Below are 24,057 nucleotides of genomic sequence, written 5' to 3'. Positions count from 1 at the left end.
CCTGGCTGGACCTCGTGCTACTTCATGGTCAGGAACCGCTGTACGAGCGAGGCCAGCAGCACCGCCAGCAGCGGCAGCGAGAACCAGAAGCTGCTCTGCAGCCACCGCAACTGCCGCACACTCGGCCGCACCGCGACCCGTACGACCTCCCGCACCGCCAGCATGATGACGAGCGCCACCGCCGCCAGCGCGCCGACGACCGACCACGATGTCCAGGTGACCAGGGGGCCGATCGGCCCCGGGGCGGGCTCGGGCACCTTGCCCGCGGGTTGTTGGCGCAGCGCGTACATCGTCACGTCGTCGTTGACGAGGACCTTCTTCAGGTCCTGCCGGTCGTCGAGGTTGCGGACGAGCCGTGACTCCCAGGTCGCCGAGTAGCCCACGTCCATCTGGAGGTAGACCACCTGGCTGCGGTTGATCATCAGGTACGAGTTCGGGCCGGCGTCCTTGAGCGACTTGACCAGCCCGGACACCAGCACCGGATCGCTCGGCGCCAGCGTCGGCACGTACTGCACCTTCTCCATGTCCCGGGTGCCCCACGGCATCGCGGGTGTCACGTTGTTGACCGTGTCGTTGCTCAGCCACAGCAGCCGCACGGTCGGCTTGTCGTGCGCGTACACGTAGTTCATGGCCGTGACCTCGCCCGGCCGGATCCGCTCGAAGGACTCGTTGCCCCAGCGGGCCACCAGGAAGCCGCCCATGAGCAGCAGACCCGCCATGAGCGCGGCCAGCGGGGCGAGGCTCACCCGGTCCTTCTCCCGTTCCTTCGCGGTGACGCCGGTGCGCGGGAAGAGGGCGAGCCCGGCCAGCAGCGCCGCCCCCGGCAGGGCGAACATGAAGACCCGCAGGGCCATCTCGCCGCCGTACGACTGCATGCCGAAGCCGAGGAACGGGACGAAGGTCAGGACGATCAGCGACCGCTCGCGGTACTTGTGGTCGCGCCGCCGCCACCAGCCCCAGCAGGCGAAGGCCATCACACCGCCGGCGAGCAGCACGCGCGCGTAGAGGACGAGTTTGTGCGTCGAACTGCCGCCCTGGATACGGCCGGAGACGGACGTCGACACGTTGCTGCCGACGCCGCCGACCCCGCCGAACAGGTCGTTGAAGTGCCCCGACCAGTACGGCTCGGCCATGAAGCCGATCCAGACGGAGACCAGCACGGCGAACAGGATCGGCAGCCCGCGCAGTTCGCAGCGGCCCACGAGGACGAGGACCGCGAGCACCCCGAGCATCACGAACGGGGTGAGCTGGTGTGCCGGGACGCTCGCCGCGAACAGGCCGATCAGCACCATGAGGAGCACGGCCCGCTGGCGCCGGTCGGTCGGCTCGACCTCCGCCTCGCCCGGGCGCACCTTCGCCCACAGCACACGCGGCGCCCGGAACCACACCAGGAGGATCGCCACGAAGACGAGGTAGAGGAGATAGGTGAAGCCCTGTGGGGAGAAGTAGTCCTGGCCCACCCAGCCGCTCAGCACGAAGATCCAGATGCCGGTCCACTGGGCGCGCCAGCCCGCCCGCATCGAACGCACGAGCAGGAACATCGGGGCCAGGTAGAGCAGCTGCATGGTCAGCGGCCACCAGCGGATCACCTCGGTGAGGTCGCTGACACCGCAGGCCTTGGCGACGAACGTGGCCCCCGCGAAGAAGCCCGGCCAGCTCCAGCGGGCGTCCAGGTCGGGTACCGCGGATCCGGTGCGGTCGATGTAGTCGATGAAGCCGAGGTGCTGCCAGGCGGTGGCGAACCGTGGCTCGGTCTCGATGACCGCGGGGAGCGCGTGCAGGGAGATCACGGTGGCGAGCAGGGTGATGAGCAGCAAACCCCTGTGCTCGCGGTTCATCCAGAGCAGCGAGGCGAAGACCGTGATCAGGAGGGCCGCGCCGATCAGGGTGGGCAGCGGCAGGACGGAGATGAGGCCGAGGCCGCCCATCTTGTCGAGGGAGGCGTCGTCGAGGCCCAGTGCCGGGACCCAGTAGAGGAGTAGTGCGGAGATCAGCAGGAAGCCGAGGAGCACGCCGGGTTTGGAAGGGTGTCGTAGGCGGTCGCGGAGGGTTGGTGGGGGTGGGGTTGTGTCGTCCGCCGGCTGCGGGTCGGTGGTGGCTGGTCGCGCCCCCGCGGCGGAGCCGCTTGATGTCCCGCCCCGCGCCCCTGTCGGGGCGCCGTCCGAACCGTCCGTCTCGAAGGGAGCGTCGACTTCCGGGGCCTCCGCCGGGCCCAGGGAAGCCTCCGAGCCCGGTGCCCGTGCCTCCACCGGCAGACCCACTGCGGGAAGTTGCGGCTTGAGCGCCCAGGTCGGGCGGTGGTCCGGGCGTGCCTTGGGTGTGCCCGTGGGTGGGGTGCCGGGGCCCGGGCGGACGTCCGGGCGGCGCTCCTGGTGGTCGAAGTCGACGTGCACGCCGAGGGCGAGGGTGTCGGAGTCGAGGGCCCAGGCGGGCCCACGCTTCGCCTCGCGCGGCGTGGCAGCGGCCACGTCGCGCGCGCCCAGGTCGGCGAGGTCCCCGTCCGGCGCCGCGCCCGCCGGGAGTTCGGTCGGCGGCGCGGTCCGTACGATCTTGAACAGCTTGGGCGCGGCGATCGACACGATCACCGCGAGGCTGGAGATCTCCGCGACACCCGCCCCGGTCAGGCCCATCCGGGGCAGCAGGATCACCGTCAGGCCGAGGACCAGGACGCACAGCAGGCCCTGCAGATAGGCGAGTCCGGAGGTGCGGCTCTGGGCGCGCAGGACCGCGAAGTACGTCTCCATGACGACCCGCAGCAGCGCGCCGACCGCGAACCAGCGCAGCAGCGGGGTCGCCGCGTGCGCGTAGCCGTCGCCGAAGACGTGCAGGATGAACGGCGCGCCGACGAACAGCAGTCCGCACACCGGCAGCATGATCAGGGCCATCCGCTTGATCGCGGCCCGGGTGTTCGCGGCGAGCCGCGCGGGGTCGTGCGAGCCCTCGACGGTCAGCGAGGCGCCCATGTTGATGGCGAGCAGGTTGACCGTGCCGCCGATCGTCGTGGTGATGTAGAAGTACGCGTTGTCGGAGGAACTGACCTGCGAGGCGACGATCACCGGGACGAGATAGACCACGGCGAGCGAGAAGAGCGAGCCGGTGTAGTCGCCGGCGAGGAAGTGTCCGACCTCCTTGAGCGTGGGCGGTTTCGCGCGCTCCTCGGTCGCCTTGATGTGCCGGGGGACCAGCCGCCGGAAGACGAGCAGACCGAGCGGTACCACCGACAGGGCGATCGCGGCGACCCAGGAGACGAAGACGCCCGTCGTCGGGATCGCGGCGGCGAGTCCGACCAGCAGTGCCAGCTTCACCGCGGAGAACACGGTGTTGCCCACCGGTACCCAGAGCGCGCTGCGCAGTCCGGTCAGCACGCCGTCCTGCAGGGTCAGCACCGACCAGGCGACGACGGCCAGGATGAAGCCGAGGCCGTTGAGCGGGCCGTGCAGGAAGCGGTACGAGGGTCCCCATGCGTTCAGCGTCAGCAGGAAGACCACGGCGGCCAGCGCCACGACCACCGAACTTCCCGCGTACGTACGGAAGATGAGGCGGCCGGTGGCGCGGCCCGCGACGGGGATGAAGCGGGCCAGGGCGCCGGTCAGAGTCACCGCGGTCAGACCCGCGAGGAGCTTCATCGCGGCGATCGCGGCGGAGCCCTGGCCGACCGCGGCGTCGGAGTAGTAGCGGGCGGCGACCAGCCAGTAGCCGAGCCCGAGCACCGCGGAGATCCCGGTGTTGAGCATCAGGGCGTAGGCGTTGCGGAAGAGCTGGTTGCCTCCGCCGCCGTCCTTGCGGCCCCGGCCGGGCAGGCGGAGGCGGCGCCCGGGCCGCTGCTCGGGCGCCTCGGCGGTGGGCGATGAAGCCTGGGCTGTGGTCGTCGTGTCAGACACGGGAACGGATGGCCTTCCGCCGGACCTGTCGTGCTCTTCGGACCATGGCGTACCCCTTGGTGAGGGCGCGGTCCCGGACGAAATTGCGGGCGATCGCGCGGCCCTCGACGAGCCGCTCGAACTCCTCGATACCGGTGCCGCGGCGCACGGTCACGCGTTGCAGGGCGTACGGCCCCTGGCGACGGCGCGCCAGGCCGTTGCCGACGGCGAGCGACTGGGCGAAGCCCGTCTCCCGCACCACCTGCCGCACCCGGCGGCTGGAGTAGCCGTAGGGGTACGCGAACGAGGCCGGGCGGCTGCCCAGCTCGTCGGCGATGATCTCCTTGCAGCGCCGCACCTCGAACCGCAGCGCGTCGTCGGAGAGCTGGTCCAGCTGCGGGTGGGTGTGGCTGTGCCCGCCGATCTCGACCTGCTCGGCGGCGAGTTCGCCCACCTGAGCCCAGCTCAGCATGGCGTCGAGGCCGCCTCCGGTGTCGTGGGCGCCCTTGATCCACCCCGTGGAGACGAACAGCGTGGCGGCGAAGCCGTGCTTGGCCAGCACGGGCAGCCCGTGCCGGTGCACGCCCTCGTAACCGTCGTCGAAGGTGATCAGCACGGGTCGCTCCGGCAGCGGTCCGCCCGACCGCCAACGCGCCGCCAGCGCCGCCGTGTCGACCGGGGTGAACCCCTGGTCCCCGAGCAGTGCCATCTGCTCGGCGAACGCCTCGGGCCCCACGGACAGCTCACGCGTCGCGTCATTGGGCGCGGCGGCGATGGAGTGGTACATGAGGATCGGTACGGGAGCGTCCTTCACCGGCCCGCACCTCCCTCGTGCACCCGGCCCGCCGCCGCGACCGCGGCGGTGTCCGGCACGCGGCGTCCGCGTGCGGTGGCGGCCGGTTCGAGGCGTGTCCGCCCGGTGGTGCCGGACGAAGGGCGTTCGCGCAGCCCCCGGCACCGCCCCGTGCCCCGCGTGGGTTTGGTGCTCATGCCGCCTCCCCCTCGGGTCCCGGACCGCTCTCGATCCCGTTCTCGATCTCGGCCACGGTGAACGTGGCGTCGCCCCTGCGGGCCCGGACGCTGCCGAGTACGTACCCGCCGGCCGCCGTCAGGACACCGGCCACGATGGCGCCCGCGCGCCCCGCGCCGCCCGGGCGGGCGAGCAGGGCGTCGCGCAGCCCGCGGGCCACCCCGGCGGGCAGCACGCGGGTCGCGTAGCGGCGCTCCGACTCGAGGCCCTTGTCGGCGCCGACGCTCCGGGCGACCAGGGCCTTGGAGAGGCCCTCGGCGTAGGCGCGGGTGCGGAAGTACGCGAAGTGCTCGCGTGGTTCCGGTACCCGGTGGTGGATGACCGCGCGGTCGTCGATCAGCAGGATCGCGTCCGGACGGGCGCGGCTGAGGCGGATGCACAGCTCCGTCTCCTCGCAGCCCAGCGGACGCTTGTCGCCGTCGCGGCCGATGCCGGTAGCGAAGCCGCCCGCCGCGTCGAACGCCGTACGACGGAAAGAAGCGTTTCCGCCCAGGACGTTGCGGACCTGGACCCGGCCCGGCGGCAGCCCCTTGTACGTACAGCCCACCACCCAGTCGAACTCCTCGGGGAACCAGGCGGGCCGGCGACCCGACGCCCAGATCGGCATCGTACGGCCGCCGACGGCCATGACCCGTGGGTCGGCGTATCCCGAGGCGAAGTGGCGCAGCCAGTCGCGCTCGGCCACGGCGTCGTCGTCGAGGAACGCGATGATCTCGCCGTGCGCGACGGCGATCCCGGTGTTGCGACCCGCGGACAGGCCGCGCGGGCCCGCGTTGGCGAGCACCCGTACCGCGTCGGTCTCCTTGTACTCCCTGCTCAGCCGGTCGAGCAGGGTGGCGTTGTGGTCCACGACGAGGAGCGTCTCCAGGGCGGGCAGCGACTGCGCCCGCACCGAGGAGACCGCCGCGAGGATGTCCCCCACCGGTCCTCGGTGTAGACGCAGATCACCACAGAGATGTCGGGACTGCTCAAGACACCTCTCCCTGGCCCGAGTCGAGCTGGGCGGCGTGCGGCCGACGGCGCAGAGCACGCCGGTTGGAACGCTCACCCATGATCACCTTGAGCACCCGGAACCCGTCCCGCACGGCTCGCAGATTGCTCGTGCCGTGGATGCGGAGGTACTCGTGGCTGGGTATCTCCTGCACCTTGAGCCCGGCCTTGACGACCCGGATGTTCATCAGGGTCTCGACCTCGAAGCCGGTGCAGTCGAGTTCGATCTGGTCCAGGCAGTGCCGCCAGAACGCGTTGTAGCCGTAGCAGAGATCGGTGTAGCGGGCGCCGAACTTGGCGTTGACGGCCGCGCACAGCACTCGGTTGCCCAGCTTGCGGATCGGTGTCATGTCGGAGGTGCCGCCGCCGTTGGCGAACCGCGACCCCTTGGCGAAGTCCGCCCCGGACACCAGCGCGGACACATACGACACGATCTCGTGGCCGTCGGCCGAGCCGTCCGCGTCGACCATCACGATGATGTCGCCGGTGCACGCCTCGAATCCGGTGATCAGGGCGTCGCCCTTGCCCTTTCCCTGCTGCTCGACGACCTTGACGTCGGGCCACAGTTCACGGGCCACCTCGACGGTGTTGTCGGTGGAATTGCCGTCGACAAGAACCACTTCGTGTATCCAGGCGGGAAGGGTCTTGAAGACGTACGGGAGATTCTCCGCCTCATTCATGGCGGGAATCACGACACTCACCGGTGGCGCTATGGCCAGGTGCGAGGAGATCGGCCGGTACTTGCCGGCCATTAACGGATCTTCGCCCGATACGGCTGGGCGCAGGACTGAGCTCATGAGTCTGGTCCCTCTCGTCCGGTGGACCGCCCGCCCCTGGGCGGTCCGGCTTTTAGTCCGGTTCGAAAGGGGGGTTCTCACTTACGGCATGACGAAATGGATCTCCGTGCATGCCGGGTGAGCTGGCAAAGCTGGCCGATTCCGAAGGCGGAAGTCCGAAGGCGGAAGCCCGAGGACGGAATTCCGGATGCGGAAACCGGTCGCGCGGCACGACTCGGCACAAGTGTGGTCACCGAGCACGGCACCCCCCTACCGCGCCCCGCGCCGGACCCTCTTCGCGATCTTGAGCCCTCCCCTAGATCGCATGTGCGTGATGGTCCGATGCGGGTGAGATGTATGACGGTATTGACGATTGCGCCCATATGGCAAGGCCTGGAACGACGCCTCACGTTTTTGTTGGTTTGGCCGTTACCTAACGACTCGAACGGATTTTCCCCATCCGCTTGCGCAGTCGTCTTGTCGCCGCCAGGAAGAGAACGAGAGAGCTGATCGCCGTCACGGCCACGATCCCGCCATGGACCGACCACCGGTGCACCGCCAGCATGCCCTGGGCGACAAGGAGGTCGACGGCGATCGCTCCCGCGACGGACACCACCGTGCGGGCGAACGGATCCAGCCCGCGCAGCGCGGCCCCGATGGCGGCTCCTGGTGCGGCGAGCAGGAAGAAGAGCGTGAACGGGCCGCGCAGGGAAGAGTCCACGTCGGCGAGCGCGAGTACCGCGCCGACCCCCGCGACGGCCACCGCCATGCCCGCGAGCAGCGGGACCAGGTCCCTCCCCGGATCCTGTCCCGGCCGCTTGTCACTGTCTGATGAAGGTGACTTGATGCCTATGGTCTGCATGGGCGACTTTGCCCCCTGAAGCGCCGGATGCCGGGCTTCAATGTCGCGCAGCGGGCTGGGGGCCGTCAAGATGCGGTAGGCGCTCATGGGGCCTTCTTGGTCGACTTCAAACATGCGGCGCGAGGGTCCACCACGTGTTCCCCGGAGGTGTCGGCCGCCTCCGGGGAACCGCGGTGTGGGGCGGGCGAGTTGAGGCGCCGCGGGGCGATCTTCGGAGCCATCCAATATCGGCGCACAGTTGCGGAGCGGCTATCCAAGCGTGGGTTCCACGGAGTTGACGGACCGTCATCGCGGTGCGTGAGGGGCCGCGGGGTCCGAAAAGTCTTGGCATGGACACTTCCTGTCAACACGCGTAGCTGCTACGACAGTTGTGGCAGAGATCCTGCTAAAGGGAGGTTCCATGAGACGTTCCCGAATTACGGCATACGTGACCTCACTCCTCCTCGCCGTCGGCGTCGCCCTCACCGGGGCCGCGACGGCGCAGGCGTCCGGAACCGTCGCGGCCACCGGCTATGTGGCCCTCGGCGACTCCTACTCGTCCGGTGTCGGCGCGGGAAGCTACATCAGCTCCAGCGGCGACTGCTTGCGCAGCACGAAGGCGTACCCCTACCTCTGGGCCGCCGCCCATTCACCCTCGTCGTTCGACTTCACGGCCTGCTCGGGCGCCCGTACGGGTGATGTCCTGGTGAACCAGCTGGGCCCGCTCAGTTCCTCGACCGGCCTCGTCTCCCTCAGCATCGGCGGCAACGACGCGGGCTTCGCGGACGTCATGACGACGTGTGTGCTCCAGTCCGACAGCGGCTGCCTGTCCCGCATCGCCACCGCCAAGGCCTACGTCGACTCCACGCTCCCCGGCCAACTCGACTCCGTCTACTCCGCGATCAGCTCGAAGGCGCCCGCCGCCCACGTGGTCGTCCTCGGCTACCCCAGGTTCTACAAACTGGGCGCGACCTGCCTCGGCCTCTCCGACACCAAGCGCGCCGCGATCAACGGCGCCGCCGACTACCTGGACAGCGCCATCGCCAAGCGCGCCGCCGACCACGGCTTCACCTTCGGCGACGTCAGGAGCACCTTCACCGGTCACGAGCTCTGCTCAGGCAGCGCCTGGCTGCACAGCCTGAACCTGCTCGACATCACCGAGTCGTACCACCCCACCGCGGCCGGCCACTCCGGCGGCTACCTGCCGGTCTTCACCTCGGCCGCCTGACCGCCCCTCACGGAGACGTGGAAGCGGAGGCCTCGTCCGACGGGGTCTCCGTCACACACGTCACCGAGAACGGCACCGAGTTGGACGTCGTCCGGACGGGACTGCGCACCTCCACGCTGATCTCGTTCTGGAAGATCCCGCTCGCGTTGTACGTCGTCAAGAAGATCGACTTCTGTTTGGTCCTGCCACCGTCCGACGAGAACGACAGGGTCTTCCAGCCCGGGTCGGACACCTCGCCCGTCTTCAGCACCCAGCGGTACTGGACGTCCACCGGTACCCGGCCCACCGTGAAGGTCGCCGTGAAGGTCGGCGCCTGGGCCTGGGGCGGCGGGCAGGAACCGGAGTAGTCGGTGTGCGCACCCGCGACCGTCACCTGCACGGACTGGGCCGGCGGCGAGCTCGCAGAAGCGCTGCTCGACGGACTGGCCGAGGCAGTGGCGCCGCCCGGTGCGGCCGTGTTGCCCCTGCTGCTGCTCGCGGACGGCGAACTCCCCCCACTGGAACCGCTCTTGGTGCCACTCCCGCTGCTGTCGTTGCTGCTCCCGCCGCCGTTGTCACGGTTCATCAAGGCGTACGTCAGCCCGCCCAGCGCGAGCGCGAGCACGATCACGCCCGCGATCACGGCGGCGGCCGCGCGCCGGTTGCGTACGGGCTCGGTGGAGGTGGGGGTGTCGGTGTACGGCGGATACGGCGTGTAACCCGGCTGCGGTCCCTGCGGAGAGGTCCGCGACGGCTGCATGGGAGGTCCGAATCCCGGCGGCTGCTGCGCGGGCTGGGAGAACGAGGAGATCGTCGGCGACTGGGCCGTCGGCGACGGCGGTCCCGCGGCCGGGAAGCCGCCCGCGGCGACGAGCCGCAGATCGCTCTCCGCCTGCGCGGCGCTCAGCCGCTCGGCCGGGTCCTTCCTCAGCAGACCCTCGATCACGGGCGCGAGCGGCCCCGCGCGGCGCGGCGGGGGCAGCGGCTCGTCGACGATGGCCCGCAGAGTGCTCAGCGGGGTGTTGTGACGGAAGGGCGAGTTGCCCTCGACCGTCGCGTACAACAGGACGCCGAGCGACCACAGGTCGGACTCGGGCCCGGGCGTGCGACCGAGCGCCCGCTCAGGGGCGAGGAACTCGGGCGAACCGATGACCTCGCCCGTCATCGTCAGCGCCGAACTGCCCTCGACCGTGGCGATACCGAAGTCCGTGAGGACGACCCGGCCCTCGTTCGACAGCAGCACGTTGGCCGGCTTCACATCGCGGTGCAGCACCCCCGCCTCGTGCGCGGCCCGCAGGGCGGAGAGCACCTCGGCGCCGATGTCGGCGGCGCGCTGCGGCGACTGCGGGCCCTCGGAGTCCAGCAGGTCGGACAGGGCGATGCCACGGACGAGTTCCATGACGATCCAGGGGCGGCCGTCCTGCGTCGCCACGTCGTACACCGTCACCACGTTGCGGTTCGCGACCCGGGCCGCGGCCCACGCCTCGCGCTCCAGCCGGGCGTACATCCGCTCCACGTCGTGCGCCGGGATCCCGGCGGGCGCGCGGACCTCCTTGACGGCGACCTCGCGGTGCAGCACCTCGTCACGGGCGCGCCACACGGTCCCCATACCGCCCTCGCCCAAGGGGGAGAGGAGACGATAGCGGCCCGCGATCACACGTTCACTGCCCGGCTCTTCGGACACGGGTGTCCCCCATTCGTATCCGCTGTGCATCCGCGTGATGTCTCTTCACGATGTCTCTTCGCGCGATTTCTCCCCAAAAGTAGCTCAGCCGAGTGCGGATGCCGCCCCCTTGAACACCAATCCAGCCCCAAGAGCGACGACGATCAACGCCGAGCCCAGGGGAGCGGTCCTGCGGATCAGGGCCGCGGTCGGTCCACCGGCCCACCGGGGACGCTTCGCCAGCGCACGGTTCATCCCGTCGCCCAGCTTGACGACGGCGAACCCGGCCGCCGTGAGCGTCAGGGCGAGACCGACGCCGTACGCCAGGACGAGAAGGAGGCCGAACCACGCCTGTCCCAGCGCCGCCGCGCCCACCAGGACGACCACGGCGGAGGGGCTGGGCACGAGGCCGCCGGCGAATCCGAGCAGGATCGTCCCGCGGAGGGTGGGGGCCACCTCATGGGTGTGGGTGAAGCCGCCGTGGGTGTGTTCGAGGGTGGGGGAGACGGCGGGTTCGTGCGCGTGGGGGTGGGGGTGCGCGTGGTCGTGGTGGTGGTCATGGGCATGGTCGTGGTCGTGGGGATGTCCGCGCTCGTGCCCGCGTGTGTGCGGCTTGCTGTCCGCCGCTGCCGCCGCTGTCGTCGCCGCGGAAGCAGGGGCGTGGGCGAGGACCAGGGGGCGTTCGCGCTCCTCCGCGTGCTCGTGGCCCCGCTCGTGCTCGTGCTCGTGCTCGTCAGCGTGGCCGTGCGCGTGGTGGTCATGGGCGTGGTCGTGCGCGTGTCCGTGGGAGTGGTCGTGCGCGTGCTCAAGTCCGGGTCGCCGCGGCCGGTTGCGCCAGGCCCGGCGTACGAGCGTGGCACCCGCGAAGGTCACCAGGACGCCGCTGGCGATGCCGAGCCACGCGATCACGGAGGGCGCCGCGGCCGAACCGGCCGTCACCAGGAGCCCGAGGGCGACCACGCCCAGGGTGTGGGTGACCGTGACGGAGGCGGCCAGCGGCATGACGTCCCGCAGCCCCGCCTTGCCGCCGCGCGCCGCGGCCGTCGCGGCCATCAGGGTCTTGCCGTGACCGGGCGCGAGCGCGTGCATCGCGCCCAGGAACACGGAGATGAGCAGGGCCAGCGCGGCGAAGCCGACGGTGAGGTGATGGCGGGCCACCAGGTTGTTCAGCGCCTCGGTCCAGCGGTCGGCGCCCCGGGGCAGTACGGAGGCGCCGGGGGCCTGCGACCGCTCCTCGACGAGCGCGGGGCCGCCGGGGCGAATCCGCAGGGACGCGGTCGCGGTGTCGGCGGGGGAGGAGAGCAGTGCCTTGGGGTAACCGGTCAGTTCGTGCGAGACCGACTTGGTCGGTACGTCCGAGGCGGTGAGCGTCATCCGGTCGCCGCGCGCGGTGATCTCGCGCCAGCCGGGTCCCCGGTCGGCACCGGCGCTGTGGAAGCCGAGTGAGACCGTGTCCTGCTTGGGCAGCGCCGCCGTCAACCTGCACTCCACACGCAGGGTGTTGAGCCCGGCCTGTCCGGGGCGCAGCTTCGCCCGGCTCGTGGCGACGGAGAGCGCGGCGGGATGTCCGTCGACGGTGACCTTGCTGCCGTTCGCGGCCGTCTCGCAGCGCTGCCGCGCCCAGTCGGTCATACCGAGCTTCTCGAGGTCGGGCTTGGCCTGGGTGGCCGGGATCTCGGCGAGGTCCTCGACGTGGTCGACGCGCAGCTGCCCGGGGGCGGCGACGAGGCCGTCGTACCGGTTGACGGTGAAGTTGCCCAGCGGATGCGCGCTCGCGGCCCCGGTGGGGACGAGGACGAGGGCGCAGGCGGCGGTGAGGACGGCCGCGCAGGAGGCGAACAGCCGACGCGACCTCCCCTGCGGGGACTTCGCCCGCGGGCCGCGGGTTCGAGGGGGCCTCACCTGCCCTCCCCCAGGGCCTTGCGAGCCGCTCGGGCACCCAGGGGTGAGAAGCCCGCGTTCAGGTCGAGGGCCGACTTCAACGAGGCGCGGGCCTCCTTCTCGTGACCGGTGGCGCGCTCGATCATGCCGCGGTGGTAGAGGAAGGACGCGTTGCGGTAGCCGGTGGCCGTGGCCTGGCGGGCGTACGGCAGAGCTTCCTTGTCGCGGCCGTTGACGTGCAGCGCCCAGGCGAGGGCGTCCGCCGTGTGCACGGTGTGGCGGCGGGCCCACTCGGCGCGGGCCGCCTTGAGCGCGTCCCCCCGGTTGCCGTGGTCGGCGGCGGCGAGGGCGGTGTCCAGGTCGGCGTTGACACCGTAGGAGTGGGCCAGCGAGACCCAGGCGGTCACCAGGGCGTACTGGTCGCGGGCCTTCTGCGCGTCGCCGGCCCGGCCGCGCGCCTCGTACAACTCGCCCAGTTCTACGAGTGGTTGGGGGAGCGGATAGCGCTCCACGACCTGTTCCATGCCCTTGATCGCCGCCGCCTGGTCGCCCTTCGCGGCCTGGGTGCGGGCGCGGCCCTCGAGGGCGGGGAGGTAGCTGTCGTCGGCGGTCAGGGCTCGGGCGTAGTACGTCAGCGCCGAGTCGTAGTCGCCCTGGTTCCACGCGAGTTGGCCGAGCGCCGCCGCCACGTAGGAGACGTCGCCCCGGCTCGTCGCCGTGTCGAGCGCCTGCTGAAGGACGCGGCGGGCGGTCTTCACATCGCCGCGCAGCTCGTGGACGTAGGCGTACCGGGTGAAGACGGGGACGCCAGGTCGGCGCGAGTCGGCCAGGTCGGCGGCCTTCGAGGCGTCGGCGTAGCGGCCGAGTTCGACGAGCGCGTCGATACGGGAGGAGAGGGCACGCTCGCTGTACGGGTTCTCCTTCAGCACCTTGTCCGCGTAGGTCAGGGCGCCGGTGAAGTCGTGCCGCGCCGCGGCGAGGGCGGCGCGGCCGGCGAGCGCCGACTCGTTGTCGGGACGCAGCTTCAGGGAGCGGTCCAGTGCCTGCTGAGCCTGGGGGTAGCGGGAGGGGTCGCCCTTGGTGCGGGCCTGTTCGACGTACGCGAGTCCGAGGGTGGCCCAGCTGTCGAAGTCCTTGGGCTGGGTGCGGAGATGGGCCTGCAGCGAGGTGATGCTGGCGTCGAGGTCCCCGCCGGCCAGCAACTCCGGTGACACGGCGCCGGTCGTGGCGGCGACCGCGGTCCCCGAGCCGTCCCGCAGGGCCCCGACGATCACGGCCCCGGCGGTGAGAGCGAGAGCCAACGAGGCCGCGCAGAGTCCGAGTTGGGCCGCCCTCCAGCGACGTGTCGAGGCGGACACCCGGCGGACGGCGGCGACGCGTTCGTCGGCCACGGGCGGCTGTTCCTCCACCACGGGCACGGGGTCTTCGAGCACGGGCGGCTCGGCTTCGGCTTCGGGCAAGTGATCCTCGGCCACCGGCAGCTCGGCTTCGGGCTCGGGCTCGGGCTCGGAAGCGTCGTGCGCAGGCTGTGGGCCGGCCGTCGTCACCTCGTCGGGCTCGCCCTCCGGCGCGCTCTCGTTCGTACGCGGGGACATGCCCTCTCCTCAAAGTCCTTGGGGTGAACGGTCGTCGTGGGGGTGGGGCGGCGCGGCCCGCGGTGTGGGGGGTGGTGGGGTGCGGGCCGCGCCAGTCGGTGGACCGGGCCCGGTCAAACGGGCCCGGTCGGGTCGCCAGGGCCGGTCAGTAGGCCCGGTTGTACATGCGGCGGCGCCACCACATGACGCCGGCGCCGATCAGCAGGACCCCGGCCACGCCCGCCGCCGCGGAGCCCGCGATCAGCATGATGTTCGTGCTGCCGGAGCCCGTCTGCAGGGCGTCACCCAGCTGGTTCTTGACGTTGCTTCCGTTGCCCTTCGCCAGCGGTCCGCGCGAACCCGAGGTGGGCTCGGCCACGTAGGGGAACGACTTCTCGAAGCTCTTGTCGTTCTTGTCGACCGAGTCCGACAGACCGGTCTTCTGGCCGAGGAGTTCACCCTCGACGACCCGCAGCGAGGCATCGATCACGTCGTCGGCGAGCCGACGCCCGTTCGGGAAGCCCGCGTTGTCGCCGTCGAGCACACCGAGCCGCTTGGGGTGCATGCTGGGCTTGATCGAGGTGTTGAGCCGCAGCTCCTCCGCCGGGCGGACCTTGGGCGGCTGGTTGAGGCCCTTCACGCCCTTCAGGAACACGTCGACCAGGTCGTTGCGCGGCTCTGCGGGCGCCTTGATCTTGTAGATCGCCTCGATGAGCTTGGGCAGCTCCGGGTTGGTCACGTTCTTCAGGAACTGCGCGTCGTCCCAGGGTGAGGACGCGTTGAACTTGTCCTTGTCCTTCTGCGGGTTGACGACCTCGTTGACCAGCGGGCTGCCCAGGCGCGAGACCTGGGTGTAGTAGCCGCGGGCGTCCTTGCGCTGGACGGTGGACCAGATGCCGACGATCGGCTGCTTCGACGACTCCTGGATCATGTAGTTGGGCACCTGCAGGGCCAGCGTGTTGACGTTGTAGCCCTTGAGCGTGTCCCGCCCGACCTCGGACAGGTTGCCGCCGTACAGCAGGTCGAAGACCCGCAGATCGGCGAAGAAGGGGTCGTCCGCCTGGCCGGCGAAGGTCGTCGAGTCGCCCGCGAGCTTGTACACGGCCTGGTTGCGGAGCTTCGTGTAGTCGGGCATCGAGGCCTTGCCGACGTTCGACGGCGCGACCGGGATGTCGTCCGCGACCTTCGTCTTGGAGACCAGCTTCTGGTTGTGCAGCCGCAGCAGGTCGATGTCGTAGGTCTGCGTGATGTTCAGGTCCGGGTCGTCGAGGCTGTTGACCGGGCCCGTGTTGTAGAGGAACGTGTCGCCGTTCTTGCGGTGCGTCTTGAAGGTGTACCGGTACACCAGCTCGCTCTGCGCGTCACCGTTGTTGTCGATGTGGATGTCGTACTGGGCGTCGTCGGCGAACGTGTAGAAGTTCGGCCCGCCGGCCGGCTCCTCGAAGGGTATGAAGTTCGCGATGACCGTCGTCGTGTCCGGCTTGTCCGGGCTGACGAAGGCGTACAGGTCGGTGTTGTCGTACTGGGGAGTGCCCGAGATGAGCGGGGCCTCCCGGTGACTGGAGGCGGAGGCCGCCCCGGGGTCCAGCGCGGCTACGCCGGCGGCTACGAGCCCCCCGGCAGCCAGCGCACCGCAGACGAGGGTCGCGAGACTCCTGCGTCCCAAGCCACTCCTGGAGATAGGTGTCATGCCGTCCGTCCTCAGATCCCAATTGCCTGACGCACGCCATTCGGAGCGGTCGCCGGGGTGGATTGGTCGAATCCCAATCGTTCTTACGGCGGGTTTCGCGGCTCGTTTCATCGACGGGCCGGTTTCTTTCACGGCGCTCTCAGAGACCCCTCATCACTCTTTGGCCACCGACCCGCGTTTTGACCGCCGTGATCCGTAACCCATCCGGAGGCGCTCGCGCTGCGAACATGTAGGTGCAGGGACAGGCCGCGCGCGGCCGGAGAGGGGGGACGAGTGGAGGCGGACGAACTTCTGGTGCTCGTGGCCGGAGGCGACCAGAAGGCATTCGAGGAGCTGTACGGGCAGGTGTCCGGGCCCGTGTTCGGGCTCGTACGCCGTGTGGTGCGGGACGTGGCCCAGTCGGAGGAGGTGGCTCAGGAGGTGTTGCTCGAACTCTGGCGTTCCGCCGCACGGTTCGACCCCGGCCGGGGCAGCGCCCTGTCCTGGATCCTCACCCTCGCGCACCGCCGGGCCGTCGACCGGGTCCGCAGCGCCCGCGCGGCCACCGAACGCGAGCAGCGCGAGGGGCAGCGCGCCCATCATCCCGCCTTCGACCAGGTCGCCGAGGAGGTGGAGGCCGGGCTCGAACGCGAGTGGGTGCGCCGCTGCCTGGAGCGGCTGACCACTCTGCAACGGCAGTCCGTCACCCTCGCCTACTACGACGGCTACACCTATCGCGAAGTCGCCGAACGCCTCTCCCTGCCGCTCGGCACGGTCAAGACACGTATGCGCGACGGACTGACGCGGTTGCGCCACTGCCTGGGAGGTGCGGCATGAGCGCGCGTCGGACACCGCGCCACGGGGTCGGGGTGCCGGTCCGTCAACCTGCCGCGCGGGCTCAAGAGTTCGACCGTCAACCTGCCGCGCCGGATCAAGAGTTCATCTGCCGGCCTGCCGCGCCGGACCCGGAGTTCGCCCGCCAGGGCCGTGCTCCCCACCCGCGGCGCCTTCCCCCCGGATCCCGACACCCCCGTATCCGCGCCCTGGAACTGCCCAGCCGCGCCCCGCACCCCCAGGGAGGCGTCGTATGAGCGTCCTCGACCGTCTGCTGCGCCGCGATCTGCACTCGCTCGCCGCCCCCTACGCCCTCGACGCGCTGGAACCCGACGAACGGCGCCGCTTCGAGCGTCATCTGCGGGGCTGCCCCCGGTGCGCGGCCGAGGTGCGGGAGCTGGGCGAGGACGCGGTGCGGCTCGCCTGGTCCACCGCGGCACCCGCACCGGCCGCCCTGCGCGAACGGGTCCTGACCGCCGTACGGACGACTCCTCAAGAGGCGCCGGACCCGTCGCATCCCGCCCACCCGTCGCAGGCGTTGCCGAGCGGCGTGCCCCGTGGGCGCGCGGCGCACGGGCCCGCGCGCGACCGGACCCCGCGCTTCAGGTCCCTGCTCGCCCCGCTCTCCACCGCCACCGCCGCCGCGGCACTCGTCGTGGCGTCCCTCTTCGCCGTGCAGGCGACACAGACTCAGGACAAGTTGGACCAGGAGCGGGCCCAGGCACGTGAGATCGCCCACGTTCTGGCGGCCCCCGACGCCCGGGCGACGAGCGACCGGGATGCACAGGGCCGTGGAATCGGAGTGGTCGCCTCCGCGTCGGAGCGGCGCGCCGTCGTGACCTTGAGCGGACTTGCCGCTCCGTCAGGGGGGCGCGTGCACCAGCTGTGGCTCATGCGCCCCAACGTGCAACCGCGCTCCCTCGGGCTCTTCGAGGGCGACACGCCCTTGATTGCCGACGGACTGAACACCAACGCCACGTCACTGGCTGTCACCGTCGAGCCGCAGGGGGGCTCGGTACAGCCCTCCACCAGGCCAGTTGCGCAACTCGCCCTGAAATCGGTCGGATTCGGAGAGTAACTGTCAACACCCTTACGAGGAAGGTGAATCCTGCCACCGCGATACACGAGTGCCACGAGGGAGCGATAGGGTTAGCCTGCCCGGGCCGGGTGGACTCGTACGGGTGGGGAGAGACATGGAACAGATAACAGTGCGCAGCAGGGCACGTGTCCCTGCGATCACCTGCGGGAGCAGCGCGACCAGTTCGCGCCTCGACCGCCACCTGGCGGTGCTGGGCGGCCCTGCCGTCCCGCAGCGCGAGACGGCCGAGGCGACCTCGCTGATGCGTGAGCTCACCGCGCGTGACACCGCGCACGACAGCAGTGGGAGGGGCGCGCGCGTACGGCGGGTCTCGCTCTTCGCCCCTCTGAAGCGGCTGCGTCGTTCGCTGTTCGGCGGCCACTAGTACGGTCGCGCGGTACTCGAACCCGCGCTCGGGCGACCACACCGCCCCGGCGTAAGCGCTGCGTTCTCGCCGCCCGTCGTCCCCACGGCACGCAGCGCCGCCCCGGTGTGTTCCCGGAGCGCGGGTGCACCCCCCTTCGTCTTTTTGTGCGCCTCCTTCCCGCCCGGCGGGGCGCGGCGGTCTCCGTCTCCCCTCCTCCCGGCCCTGGGTCGTGGTCAACCGCAGGTGTCCGAGGCTCCGTCGGGTCTCACCGCTCGCCGGTCGCGTACCGGCACACGGCGAGCGGCACGAACACCGCGAGAAGGGCGGCGCACCAGGTCAGCGCCCCGGCCACCGGATGCGTCACCGGCCAGGCCCCCTCGTCCGGCACCGGAGCGTTCCCGAAGAGGTCCCGCAGTGCTGTGGTCACCGCGCTGATCGGATTCCACTCGGCCACCGTGCGCAGCCAGCCGGGCAGGTTGTCGGTGGGGATGTACGCGTTCGACAGCAGCGGCAGGATGAACGTCGCGCCGCCCAGTTGACCGGCCGCCTCCTCGCTCTGTGAGGCGAGGCCCAGCACGATGCCGATCCATGTCGTCGCGAACCGGAAGAGCAGCAGGAGTCCGACGCCGGCCACCGCCCGGAGCGCCGACCCCTCGATCCGCCAGCCCACGGCCAGCCCGACCAGCATCAGCGGCACTGTGCCCACGGCGGTGACCACGAGGTCCGCGAGCGCCTGTCCGAGCGGCACGGCGGCCCGGCTCATCGGCAGGGTGCGGAAGCGGTCCATCACGCCCCGGTGCGAGTCCTGGGCGGCCTGGAACATGCCGGTCATGATTCCGTTGGCGGCGGTCGCCACCAGCAGTCCCGGCAGCAGGAAGGCACGGTACTCCTGTCCGGGTGTCGCGAGGGCACTGCCGAAGACGTATCCGAAGAACAGCAGCATCGTGATCGGCATGGACTGGGTGAGGATCAGCAGCCCGGGATTGTGCCGGATCCGCCGCAGGTGCCGCCCCAGCATCGCGGTCCCGTCGTACGCCAACGTGCTCATGTCACAAGCTCCTTGTGGACGGCGCGGCCTCCGGTGAGGCGCAGGAAGACGTCGTCGAGCGTCGGCGGACGCAGGCTCGCGTCGAGCAGTGGCACCCCCGCGGCGTCGAGTTCACGGACGAGCCGGGGCAGGGTCAGGGTCGGATCGGTGGTCACCGCCCCGACCGCGTGCCGCTCCGGGGCGAACGCCGGTTCGGAGCCGGTGAGCCGGTCGAGGACGGCCGCCGCGCCGGGCATCGCGTCGGCGTGGGCGACGACGACCTCCGCGTACGAGCCGATGAGCGCCTTGAGTTCGGCGGGCGATCCGGTGTGCGCGACCCGGCCGTGGTCCACGAGTGCGATGTCGTCGGCGAGCCGGTCGGCCTCCTCCAGGTACTGCGTGGTCAGCAGCACGGTCGTGCCCTCGTCCCGCAGGGCGCGCACGGCCTCCCAGATCTGGTTGCGGCTGGCCGGGTCGAGCCCGGTGGTGGGTTCGTCGAGGAAGAGCACCTCGGGGCGGCGGATCAGGCTCGCCGCGAGGTCGAGGCGGCGCCGCATACCGCCCGAGTAGGTGGAGGCGGGCCGGTCGGCGGCCTCGGCGAGCCCGAGGCGTTCGAGGAGTTCACCGGCGCGTGTGGCGGTGTCCCGCATCCGGTGCAGCCGCGCGAACAGCCGCAGGTTCTCCCGGCCGGTGAGGTCGCCGTCGACGGAGGCGTACTGCCCGGTGACCCCGATGGCGCCGCGCACCGCGGCCGCCTCCCGTACGAGGTCGTGCCCGGCGACCCGCGCGGACCCCGCGTCGGGCCGCAGCAGCGTGGTGAGCAGGCGCACCGCCGTGGTCTTGCCCGCGCCGTTCGGTCCGAGCACCCCGCAGACGGTGCCCTCGGTCACCGCGAGATCAAGCCCGCGCACCGCGTGGACGACCTCCCCCTTGGTCCTGAAGCTCTTCTCCAGACCTTCACTAAGTACGGCGTACGTAGTTGTCATGAGGTGACCATAGCGCACTACGTACGCTGTACGTAACTAGGATGGTGGAGAGGTGATCGACGACATGACAGGGCGCAGTGCCGTACCCGAAGTGATCTGGGCCCGCCCCGAGCGCGCGGGCCGTGGTCCGCGGGCGGCCCACAGCCGGGCGGACATCGCGGCCGCCGCGGTGCGGATCGCGGACGCGGACGGGCTCGAAGGGGTCTCGATGCGGCATGTGGCCACCGAGCTGGGCTGCGGCACGATGTCGCTGTACAACTACGTCCCGCGCAAGGAGGACCTGTACGAGCTGATGGTCGACGCCATCAGCGGTGAGCACGACTCCTGGGAGCCGACGGGCGACTGGCGCGCCGACATGCTCCGGGTAGCCCATCAGACGCGTGCCCTCATGCACCGCCACCCGTGGCTGCCGCGCCTGATGTCCCCGGTCTACGGCTTCAGCCCCAACGCCCTGCGCTACCTGGAGCACTGTCTCGTCTGCCTCGACCCGCTGGACGCGTCGTACGGCACGAAGATGGAGCTGATCGCGATGCTCAACGGCGTGGTGACGACCTACGTCGGCAACGAACTGGCCACCGCCGAGCGCACCCGCTCGCTGCCCTGGTCCGCGGAACAGGAGCAGGCGATGCGGATCGCCTACCTCGGCAGCCGGATCGCGACCGGCGCGTATCCGCGGATGGCGGCCGCCTTCACGCAGGACGCGGGCCCGATCGACCTGGAGGCGGTGTTCGAGCGGGCGCTGGGACGGGTGCTGGACGCGTTCGAACCGAAGGGTTAGATCTACGGGGCTGTCGGACCTACGCGGTCAGATGAGCGCGAACTGTCCTTCTGGGCCCTCTTCGTGATGATCGAGGACGGACGCGGGCCGGTGCGCCGCCTCCGGAACCGGCAGGACACCCGCCTCGCGCAGCTCGGTCCGCGTGATCGGCGCACCGATCGTCAACTCCGCCAGCTGGGGGCGGAGTTCCTCGAGCAGTGTCAGCACCGTGACGAGTTCCAGCAGCTCCGACGTCCAGGCCTGCGGCCAGCCGACCGTCCGGATCGCCTCCAAGGTGCCCGGCTCGGGTGGTTCCGCCGGCTCGGTCCTGGCCGCGAACCACTGCTCCAGGACGCGCACTCCGCCCACCTCGAAGTCCCAGGCCTCCGGCGGCACCGGCGAGATACGGCCCTCGTCGAGGAGGAGGGCCTCCTCGTCGCGGTCGTAGCGCACGTCGACGGGGCGCGACGGGAGCGGGGCGCGGACGTAGGGGCGGCGGCCCCCGGGGAGCTTGGGGCGCTCGCCGTCGCGGCGCATCAGCCACAGCATCCGGCGCCCCAACCCGACGCCGTGCGCCCACGCCCGCGGGTCCGCGGTGAGCGGGACGGCGCATCCGGCACGGCCCGACCGCGCGACCGCGACCGTCCAGGCGAGGACGTCGACGGGGTCGGGGGAGTGCCCGAGGCGGGTGCCGAGGTGCTCCAGCAGGCCGGGCGCCAGATTCGGTTCGCGGCCCCCGGGGCGCCGGTGCAGGGGGCGGACACGGCCGCCGCGACCCGCGCTCAGCGGCAGCACGGACGCGACCAGCAGCACCGGACCCGACGTGTCCGGCATCGCCGTCTGCTCCATCACGAACACCTGCCGCTCGTCGGCCACCCGCCACAACTCGGGGCGCGCCGCGTCGATCAGCCGGTGGTCCGGGATCAGCCACTGCTCGTCGAAGGGGCCGTGCAGGACGCGGACCGGCTCCGGACAGGGCCCCGACTCGCGCTCCAGCCGGGCCGTCCCGCTGGACTGCCCCGGCAGCTGTCCGACGGCCGAGCGCGTGGTGCGCGAGCGCGTCGGGCCGAACAGCGCCTCGCGGCCCGACCCCTCGGCCTTCATCAACGTGTCCCAGCGCGCCTTCAGGGCCGCCGCGTCGGGCGCCGTCGGCCACCCCCGGCCCAGCCTCGGCGGTGCGACGGACCACGGCATGAGGTCCGCGAGCAGCGGAGCGTCGTCGTGCGTCACGCCCGGCATCGTACGACGCGGGCGCCGCGTGCCGGTCTCGTACGCCATCGTCAGTGGGCGTCGAGGGTGACGGTGAAGGAGAAGCGGTCACCGCGGTAGTGGATGCGGGCCACGTCCAGGGCGCGGCCGTCCTCGCCGTGCACGATGCCCGTGTAGTGCAGGATCGGGCTGAGCAACGGCACCTGGAGCAGCCGGGCCGTCTCCGGATCCGCGAGCCGCGCCTCCACCGTGTCGGTGATCCGGCTGATGCGCACGCCCACCACGTCCCGCAGCACCTTGGTCATGGGCCAGCGCACCAGGTCCTGCGGGTCGATCCGCGCGGCCAGTTCGGGACGCACGTAGTTGCGCGCGTGGTTCGTCGGCTCACCGGTCTTCTCGTCGCCGCGCAGCCGGTGGTACGTCCCCACCTCGGCCAGATCCGGGAAGTACTCGGTGAGTTCGGCCGGCACCGGCACGCTCCCGTGGTCCAGCAGCTCGGTCGTCATGCCCGACTGCTGCGCGACGATCGTGTCCACCGAGCCCAGCAAGCGCACCGGAGCGCCCCGTTGCGCGCTCGGCTCGATGAACGTGCCCCGCCGCCGATGGCGGGTGATCAGTCCCTCGTCCTCCAGCTCCTTCAGCGCCTGCCGCATGGTGAGCACACTCACCCCGTAGTGGCCGGCCAACCGCTCCTCGGTCGGCAGGCGCAGCGGTTCCTGGGGCGAGCGCCCGAGTATCGAGGCACGCAGGGACTGCGACACCTGGTACCAGAGCGGGAGTTTGCGGTTCAGGACGATCGAGTCCGGGGCGAAGGAGGTCACGAGGGATATCCGTACCGGTCGCCGACGCTCAGTGCAACGGGCCGAAGTGCCGCTGGAGGCCCTGCCACACGTCGTCGTACCCGCGCTGCAGATGCTCCGCGTGCGCCGCCTGCGCGGTGGCGGTCACCGGCCACCGGGTCTCGAACATGAACGCCAGCCCGTCGTCGATCTTCTGCGGCCGCAGCTCGGCGGCGGACGCCCGGTCGAAGGTCTCCCGGTCCGGCCCGTGCGCCGACATCATGTTGTGCAGCGAACCGCCCCCCGGAACGAAGCCCTCCGCCTTCGCGTCGTACGCCCCCTCGATGAGCCCCATGTACTCGCTCATCACGTTCCGGTGGAAGTACGGCGGCCGGAAGGTGTCCTCGCCCACCAGCCAGCGCGGCGCGAACACCACGAAGTCGACCCCGGCGAGGCCCGGGGTGTCGCTCGGCGAGGTCAGCACCGTGAAGATCGACGGATCCGGGTGGTCGTAGCTGATCGTGCCGATCACATTGAAACGGCGCAGGTCGTAGACGTAGGGCACATGGTTGCCGTGCCAGGCGACGACATCCAGCGGCGAGTGGTCGTACGTCGCCGTCCAGAGGTTGCCGCAGAACTTGTTGACCACCTCCACCGGGCCCTCGACATCCTCGTACGCGGCGACGGGAGCGAGGAAGTCCCGCGCGTTGGCGAGTCCGTTGGCGCCGATCGGGCCGAGGTCGGGCAGCTGGAAGGGCGCCCCGTAGTTCTCGCACACATAGCCGCGGGCCGTCGGGCCCTGCCCGCCGTCGGACGTGGCGTCCAGCAGCTCCACCCGGAAGCGGACCCCGCGGGGAATCAGCGCCACTCCGCCCGGCTCCACGTGCAGCAGCCCGAACTCCGTCCGCAGCAGCAGCCCGCCCCGCTCCGGCACGATCAGCAGCTCCCCGTCGGCGTCACTGAAGACGCGGTCCATCGAGGAGTCGGCGTGATACAGGTGCACGGCCATGCCGGTGCGCTGGGTCGCGTCGCCGTTGCCGCCCAGCGTCCACAGGCCCGCGAGGAAGTCGGTGCCCCGCGCCGGCTCCGGCAGCGGGTTCCAGCGCAGCCGGTTCGGGTCGGGCTCGGTCTCCGTGAAGGGCGCCGAGCGCAGCGCCCCGTTGTCCCTGCGCGTGAACGCCGGGTGCGCGGCCGACGGACGGATCCGGTACAGCCACGAACGCCGGTTGTGCGCCCTCGGCTCCGTGAACGCCGTGCCGCTCAGCTGCTCCGCGTACAGCCCGAGAGGGGCGCGCTGGGGCGCGTTGCGGCCGTGCGGCAGCGCCCCGGGGAGCGCCTCCGAGCTGTGTTCGTTGCCGAATCCGGTGAGGTAGGTCAGCCCCTCGGCCGTCTTCCTCGCGTCCCCGCTCATGATCGCTCCCTCGCGCCTGATTCCTATGCTTCACCGTAGGATTCAGTTTTTTCGCGCGCAAGAGGTACGCCGAGGTGCGTGGCCGACGAACGGGCGACGCCGGAACCTCCGTGCGGAG

General features: G+C 71.1%; 19 protein-coding genes and 1 pseudogene. 5 read left to right on the top strand and 15 right to left on the bottom strand.

Annotated features, from left to right (window positions below; translation table 11 throughout):
• Positions 1-17 precede the first annotated feature (17 nt).
• The 6 genes and pseudogenes from AAFF41_RS12530 to AAFF41_RS12505 form a co-directional block, all read right to left on the bottom strand.
• A complete protein-coding gene (locus AAFF41_RS12530) occupies positions 18-3,881 on the bottom strand; it encodes a lipopolysaccharide biosynthesis protein (protein WP_343323967.1) in 3,864 nt (1,287 codons plus the stop codon).
• A complete protein-coding gene (locus AAFF41_RS12525) occupies positions 3,874-4,674 on the bottom strand; it encodes a polysaccharide deacetylase family protein (protein ID WP_319744706.1) in 801 nt (266 codons plus the stop codon). The genes AAFF41_RS12530 and AAFF41_RS12525 overlap by 8 nt, the downstream gene beginning before the upstream one ends.
• The gene (locus AAFF41_RS12520) at positions 4,671-4,850 is read right to left on the bottom strand and encodes a hypothetical protein (protein WP_319744709.1); all 180 of its coding nucleotides are present in this window, start codon (positions 4,848-4,850) and stop codon (positions 4,671-4,673) included. The genes AAFF41_RS12525 and AAFF41_RS12520 overlap by 4 nt, the downstream gene beginning before the upstream one ends.
• Positions 4,847-5,862, bottom strand: a pseudogene (locus AAFF41_RS12515) (glycosyltransferase family 2 protein). The gene AAFF41_RS12520 and the pseudogene AAFF41_RS12515 overlap by 4 nt, the downstream one beginning before the upstream one ends.
• Positions 5,859-6,677, bottom strand: a complete 819-nt coding sequence (locus AAFF41_RS12510) for a glycosyltransferase family 2 protein (RefSeq protein WP_054231071.1) — start codon at positions 6,675-6,677, stop codon at positions 5,859-5,861. Before AAFF41_RS12510 ends, AAFF41_RS12515 begins: the two are co-directional and overlap by 4 nt.
• Positions 6,678-7,089: 412 nt before the next feature.
• Positions 7,090-7,605: a hypothetical protein gene (locus tag AAFF41_RS12505; protein ID WP_415925823.1), complete on the bottom strand. Its 516-nt coding sequence runs from the start codon at positions 7,603-7,605 to the stop codon at positions 7,090-7,092.
• Positions 7,606-7,918: 313 nt separating this feature from the next.
• On the opposite strand from AAFF41_RS12505, the gene AAFF41_RS12500 reads away from it, so the two are divergent.
• Positions 7,919-8,725, top strand: coding sequence for an SGNH/GDSL hydrolase family protein (locus tag AAFF41_RS12500; protein ID WP_343323966.1), 807 nt, complete (start codon positions 7,919-7,921; stop codon positions 8,723-8,725).
• Between the two features lie 7 nt (positions 8,726-8,732).
• Here AAFF41_RS12500 and AAFF41_RS12495 read toward each other — a convergent pair whose 3' ends face one another.
• From AAFF41_RS12495 to AAFF41_RS12480, 4 genes are all read right to left on the bottom strand, one after another.
• Positions 8,733-10,388 (bottom strand): serine/threonine-protein kinase, encoded by a 1,656-nt coding sequence (locus AAFF41_RS12495; protein ID WP_343323965.1) that lies wholly within the window; start codon positions 10,386-10,388, stop codon positions 8,733-8,735.
• An 84-nt stretch (positions 10,389-10,472) separates the two neighbouring features.
• Positions 10,473-12,269, bottom strand: a complete 1,797-nt coding sequence (locus AAFF41_RS12490; RefSeq protein WP_343323964.1) for an urease accessory protein UreH domain-containing protein — start codon at positions 12,267-12,269, stop codon at positions 10,473-10,475.
• Complete coding sequence (locus AAFF41_RS12485; protein WP_343323963.1) at positions 12,266-13,843, bottom strand: tetratricopeptide repeat protein; 1,578 nt, start codon at positions 13,841-13,843, stop codon at positions 12,266-12,268. Before AAFF41_RS12485 ends, AAFF41_RS12490 begins: the two co-directional genes overlap by 4 nt.
• Before the next feature lie 145 nt (positions 13,844-13,988).
• Positions 13,989-15,512, bottom strand: a complete 1,524-nt coding sequence (locus AAFF41_RS12480; protein ID WP_319744726.1) for a DUF4331 domain-containing protein — start codon at positions 15,510-15,512, stop codon at positions 13,989-13,991.
• Positions 15,513-15,785: 273 nt separating this feature from the next.
• On the opposite strand from AAFF41_RS12480, the gene AAFF41_RS12475 reads away from it, so the two are divergent.
• The 3 genes from AAFF41_RS12475 (at position 15,786) to AAFF41_RS12465 (ending at position 17,788) form a co-directional block, all read left to right on the top strand.
• Positions 15,786-16,328, top strand: coding sequence for a sigma-70 family RNA polymerase sigma factor (locus AAFF41_RS12475; protein ID WP_054231075.1), 543 nt, complete (start codon positions 15,786-15,788; stop codon positions 16,326-16,328).
• Between the two features lie 250 nt (positions 16,329-16,578).
• Positions 16,579-17,403, top strand: coding sequence for an anti-sigma factor (locus AAFF41_RS12470; RefSeq protein WP_319744731.1), 825 nt, complete (start codon positions 16,579-16,581; stop codon positions 17,401-17,403).
• Between the two features lie 115 nt (positions 17,404-17,518).
• Complete coding sequence (locus tag AAFF41_RS12465; RefSeq protein WP_054231078.1) at positions 17,519-17,788, top strand: hypothetical protein; 270 nt, start codon at positions 17,519-17,521, stop codon at positions 17,786-17,788.
• A gap of 247 nt (positions 17,789-18,035) precedes the next feature.
• Here AAFF41_RS12465 and AAFF41_RS12460 read toward each other — a convergent pair whose 3' ends face one another.
• Positions 18,036-18,818 (bottom strand): ABC transporter permease, encoded by a 783-nt coding sequence (locus AAFF41_RS12460; protein WP_319744733.1) that lies wholly within the window; start codon positions 18,816-18,818, stop codon positions 18,036-18,038.
• A complete protein-coding gene (locus tag AAFF41_RS12455; protein ID WP_343323962.1) occupies positions 18,815-19,783 on the bottom strand; it encodes an ATP-binding cassette domain-containing protein in 969 nt (322 codons plus the stop codon). The genes AAFF41_RS12460 and AAFF41_RS12455 overlap by 4 nt, the downstream gene beginning before the upstream one ends.
• A 64-nt stretch (positions 19,784-19,847) precedes the next feature.
• Here AAFF41_RS12455 and AAFF41_RS12450 point away from each other — a divergent pair, with 64 nt between their 5' ends.
• Entirely contained in the window at positions 19,848-20,561 is a 714-nt protein-coding gene (locus AAFF41_RS12450) for a TetR/AcrR family transcriptional regulator (RefSeq protein WP_343323961.1), read from the top strand.
• 27 nt (positions 20,562-20,588) lie between these two features.
• Here the strand turns inward: AAFF41_RS12450 and AAFF41_RS12445 are convergent, their stop codons facing one another.
• Genes AAFF41_RS12445 through hmgA form a run of 3 tightly spaced genes read right to left on the bottom strand, consistent with a single transcriptional unit; the run spans position 20,589 to position 23,939 of the window.
• Positions 20,589-21,779, bottom strand: coding sequence for a type ISP restriction/modification enzyme (locus tag AAFF41_RS12445; protein ID WP_343326283.1), 1,191 nt, complete (start codon positions 21,777-21,779; stop codon positions 20,589-20,591).
• Positions 21,780-21,820: 41 nt separating this feature from the next.
• A complete protein-coding gene (locus AAFF41_RS12440; protein WP_319744740.1) occupies positions 21,821-22,570 on the bottom strand; it encodes a GntR family transcriptional regulator in 750 nt (249 codons plus the stop codon).
• Positions 22,571-22,598: 28 nt separating this feature from the next.
• The gene (gene hmgA / locus AAFF41_RS12435) at positions 22,599-23,939 is read right to left on the bottom strand and encodes a homogentisate 1,2-dioxygenase (protein WP_343323960.1); all 1,341 of its coding nucleotides are present in this window, start codon (positions 23,937-23,939) and stop codon (positions 22,599-22,601) included.
• Between the last annotated feature and the right edge of the window lie 118 nt (positions 23,940-24,057).

This window comes from Streptomyces mirabilis, assembly GCF_039503195.1.
Classification (GTDB): Bacteria; Actinomycetota; Actinomycetes; order Streptomycetales; family Streptomycetaceae; genus Streptomyces; species Streptomyces mirabilis_D.
The sequence above is the reverse complement of the archived record's forward strand: the minus strand, read 5'-3'. Positions and strand labels throughout refer to the sequence as shown.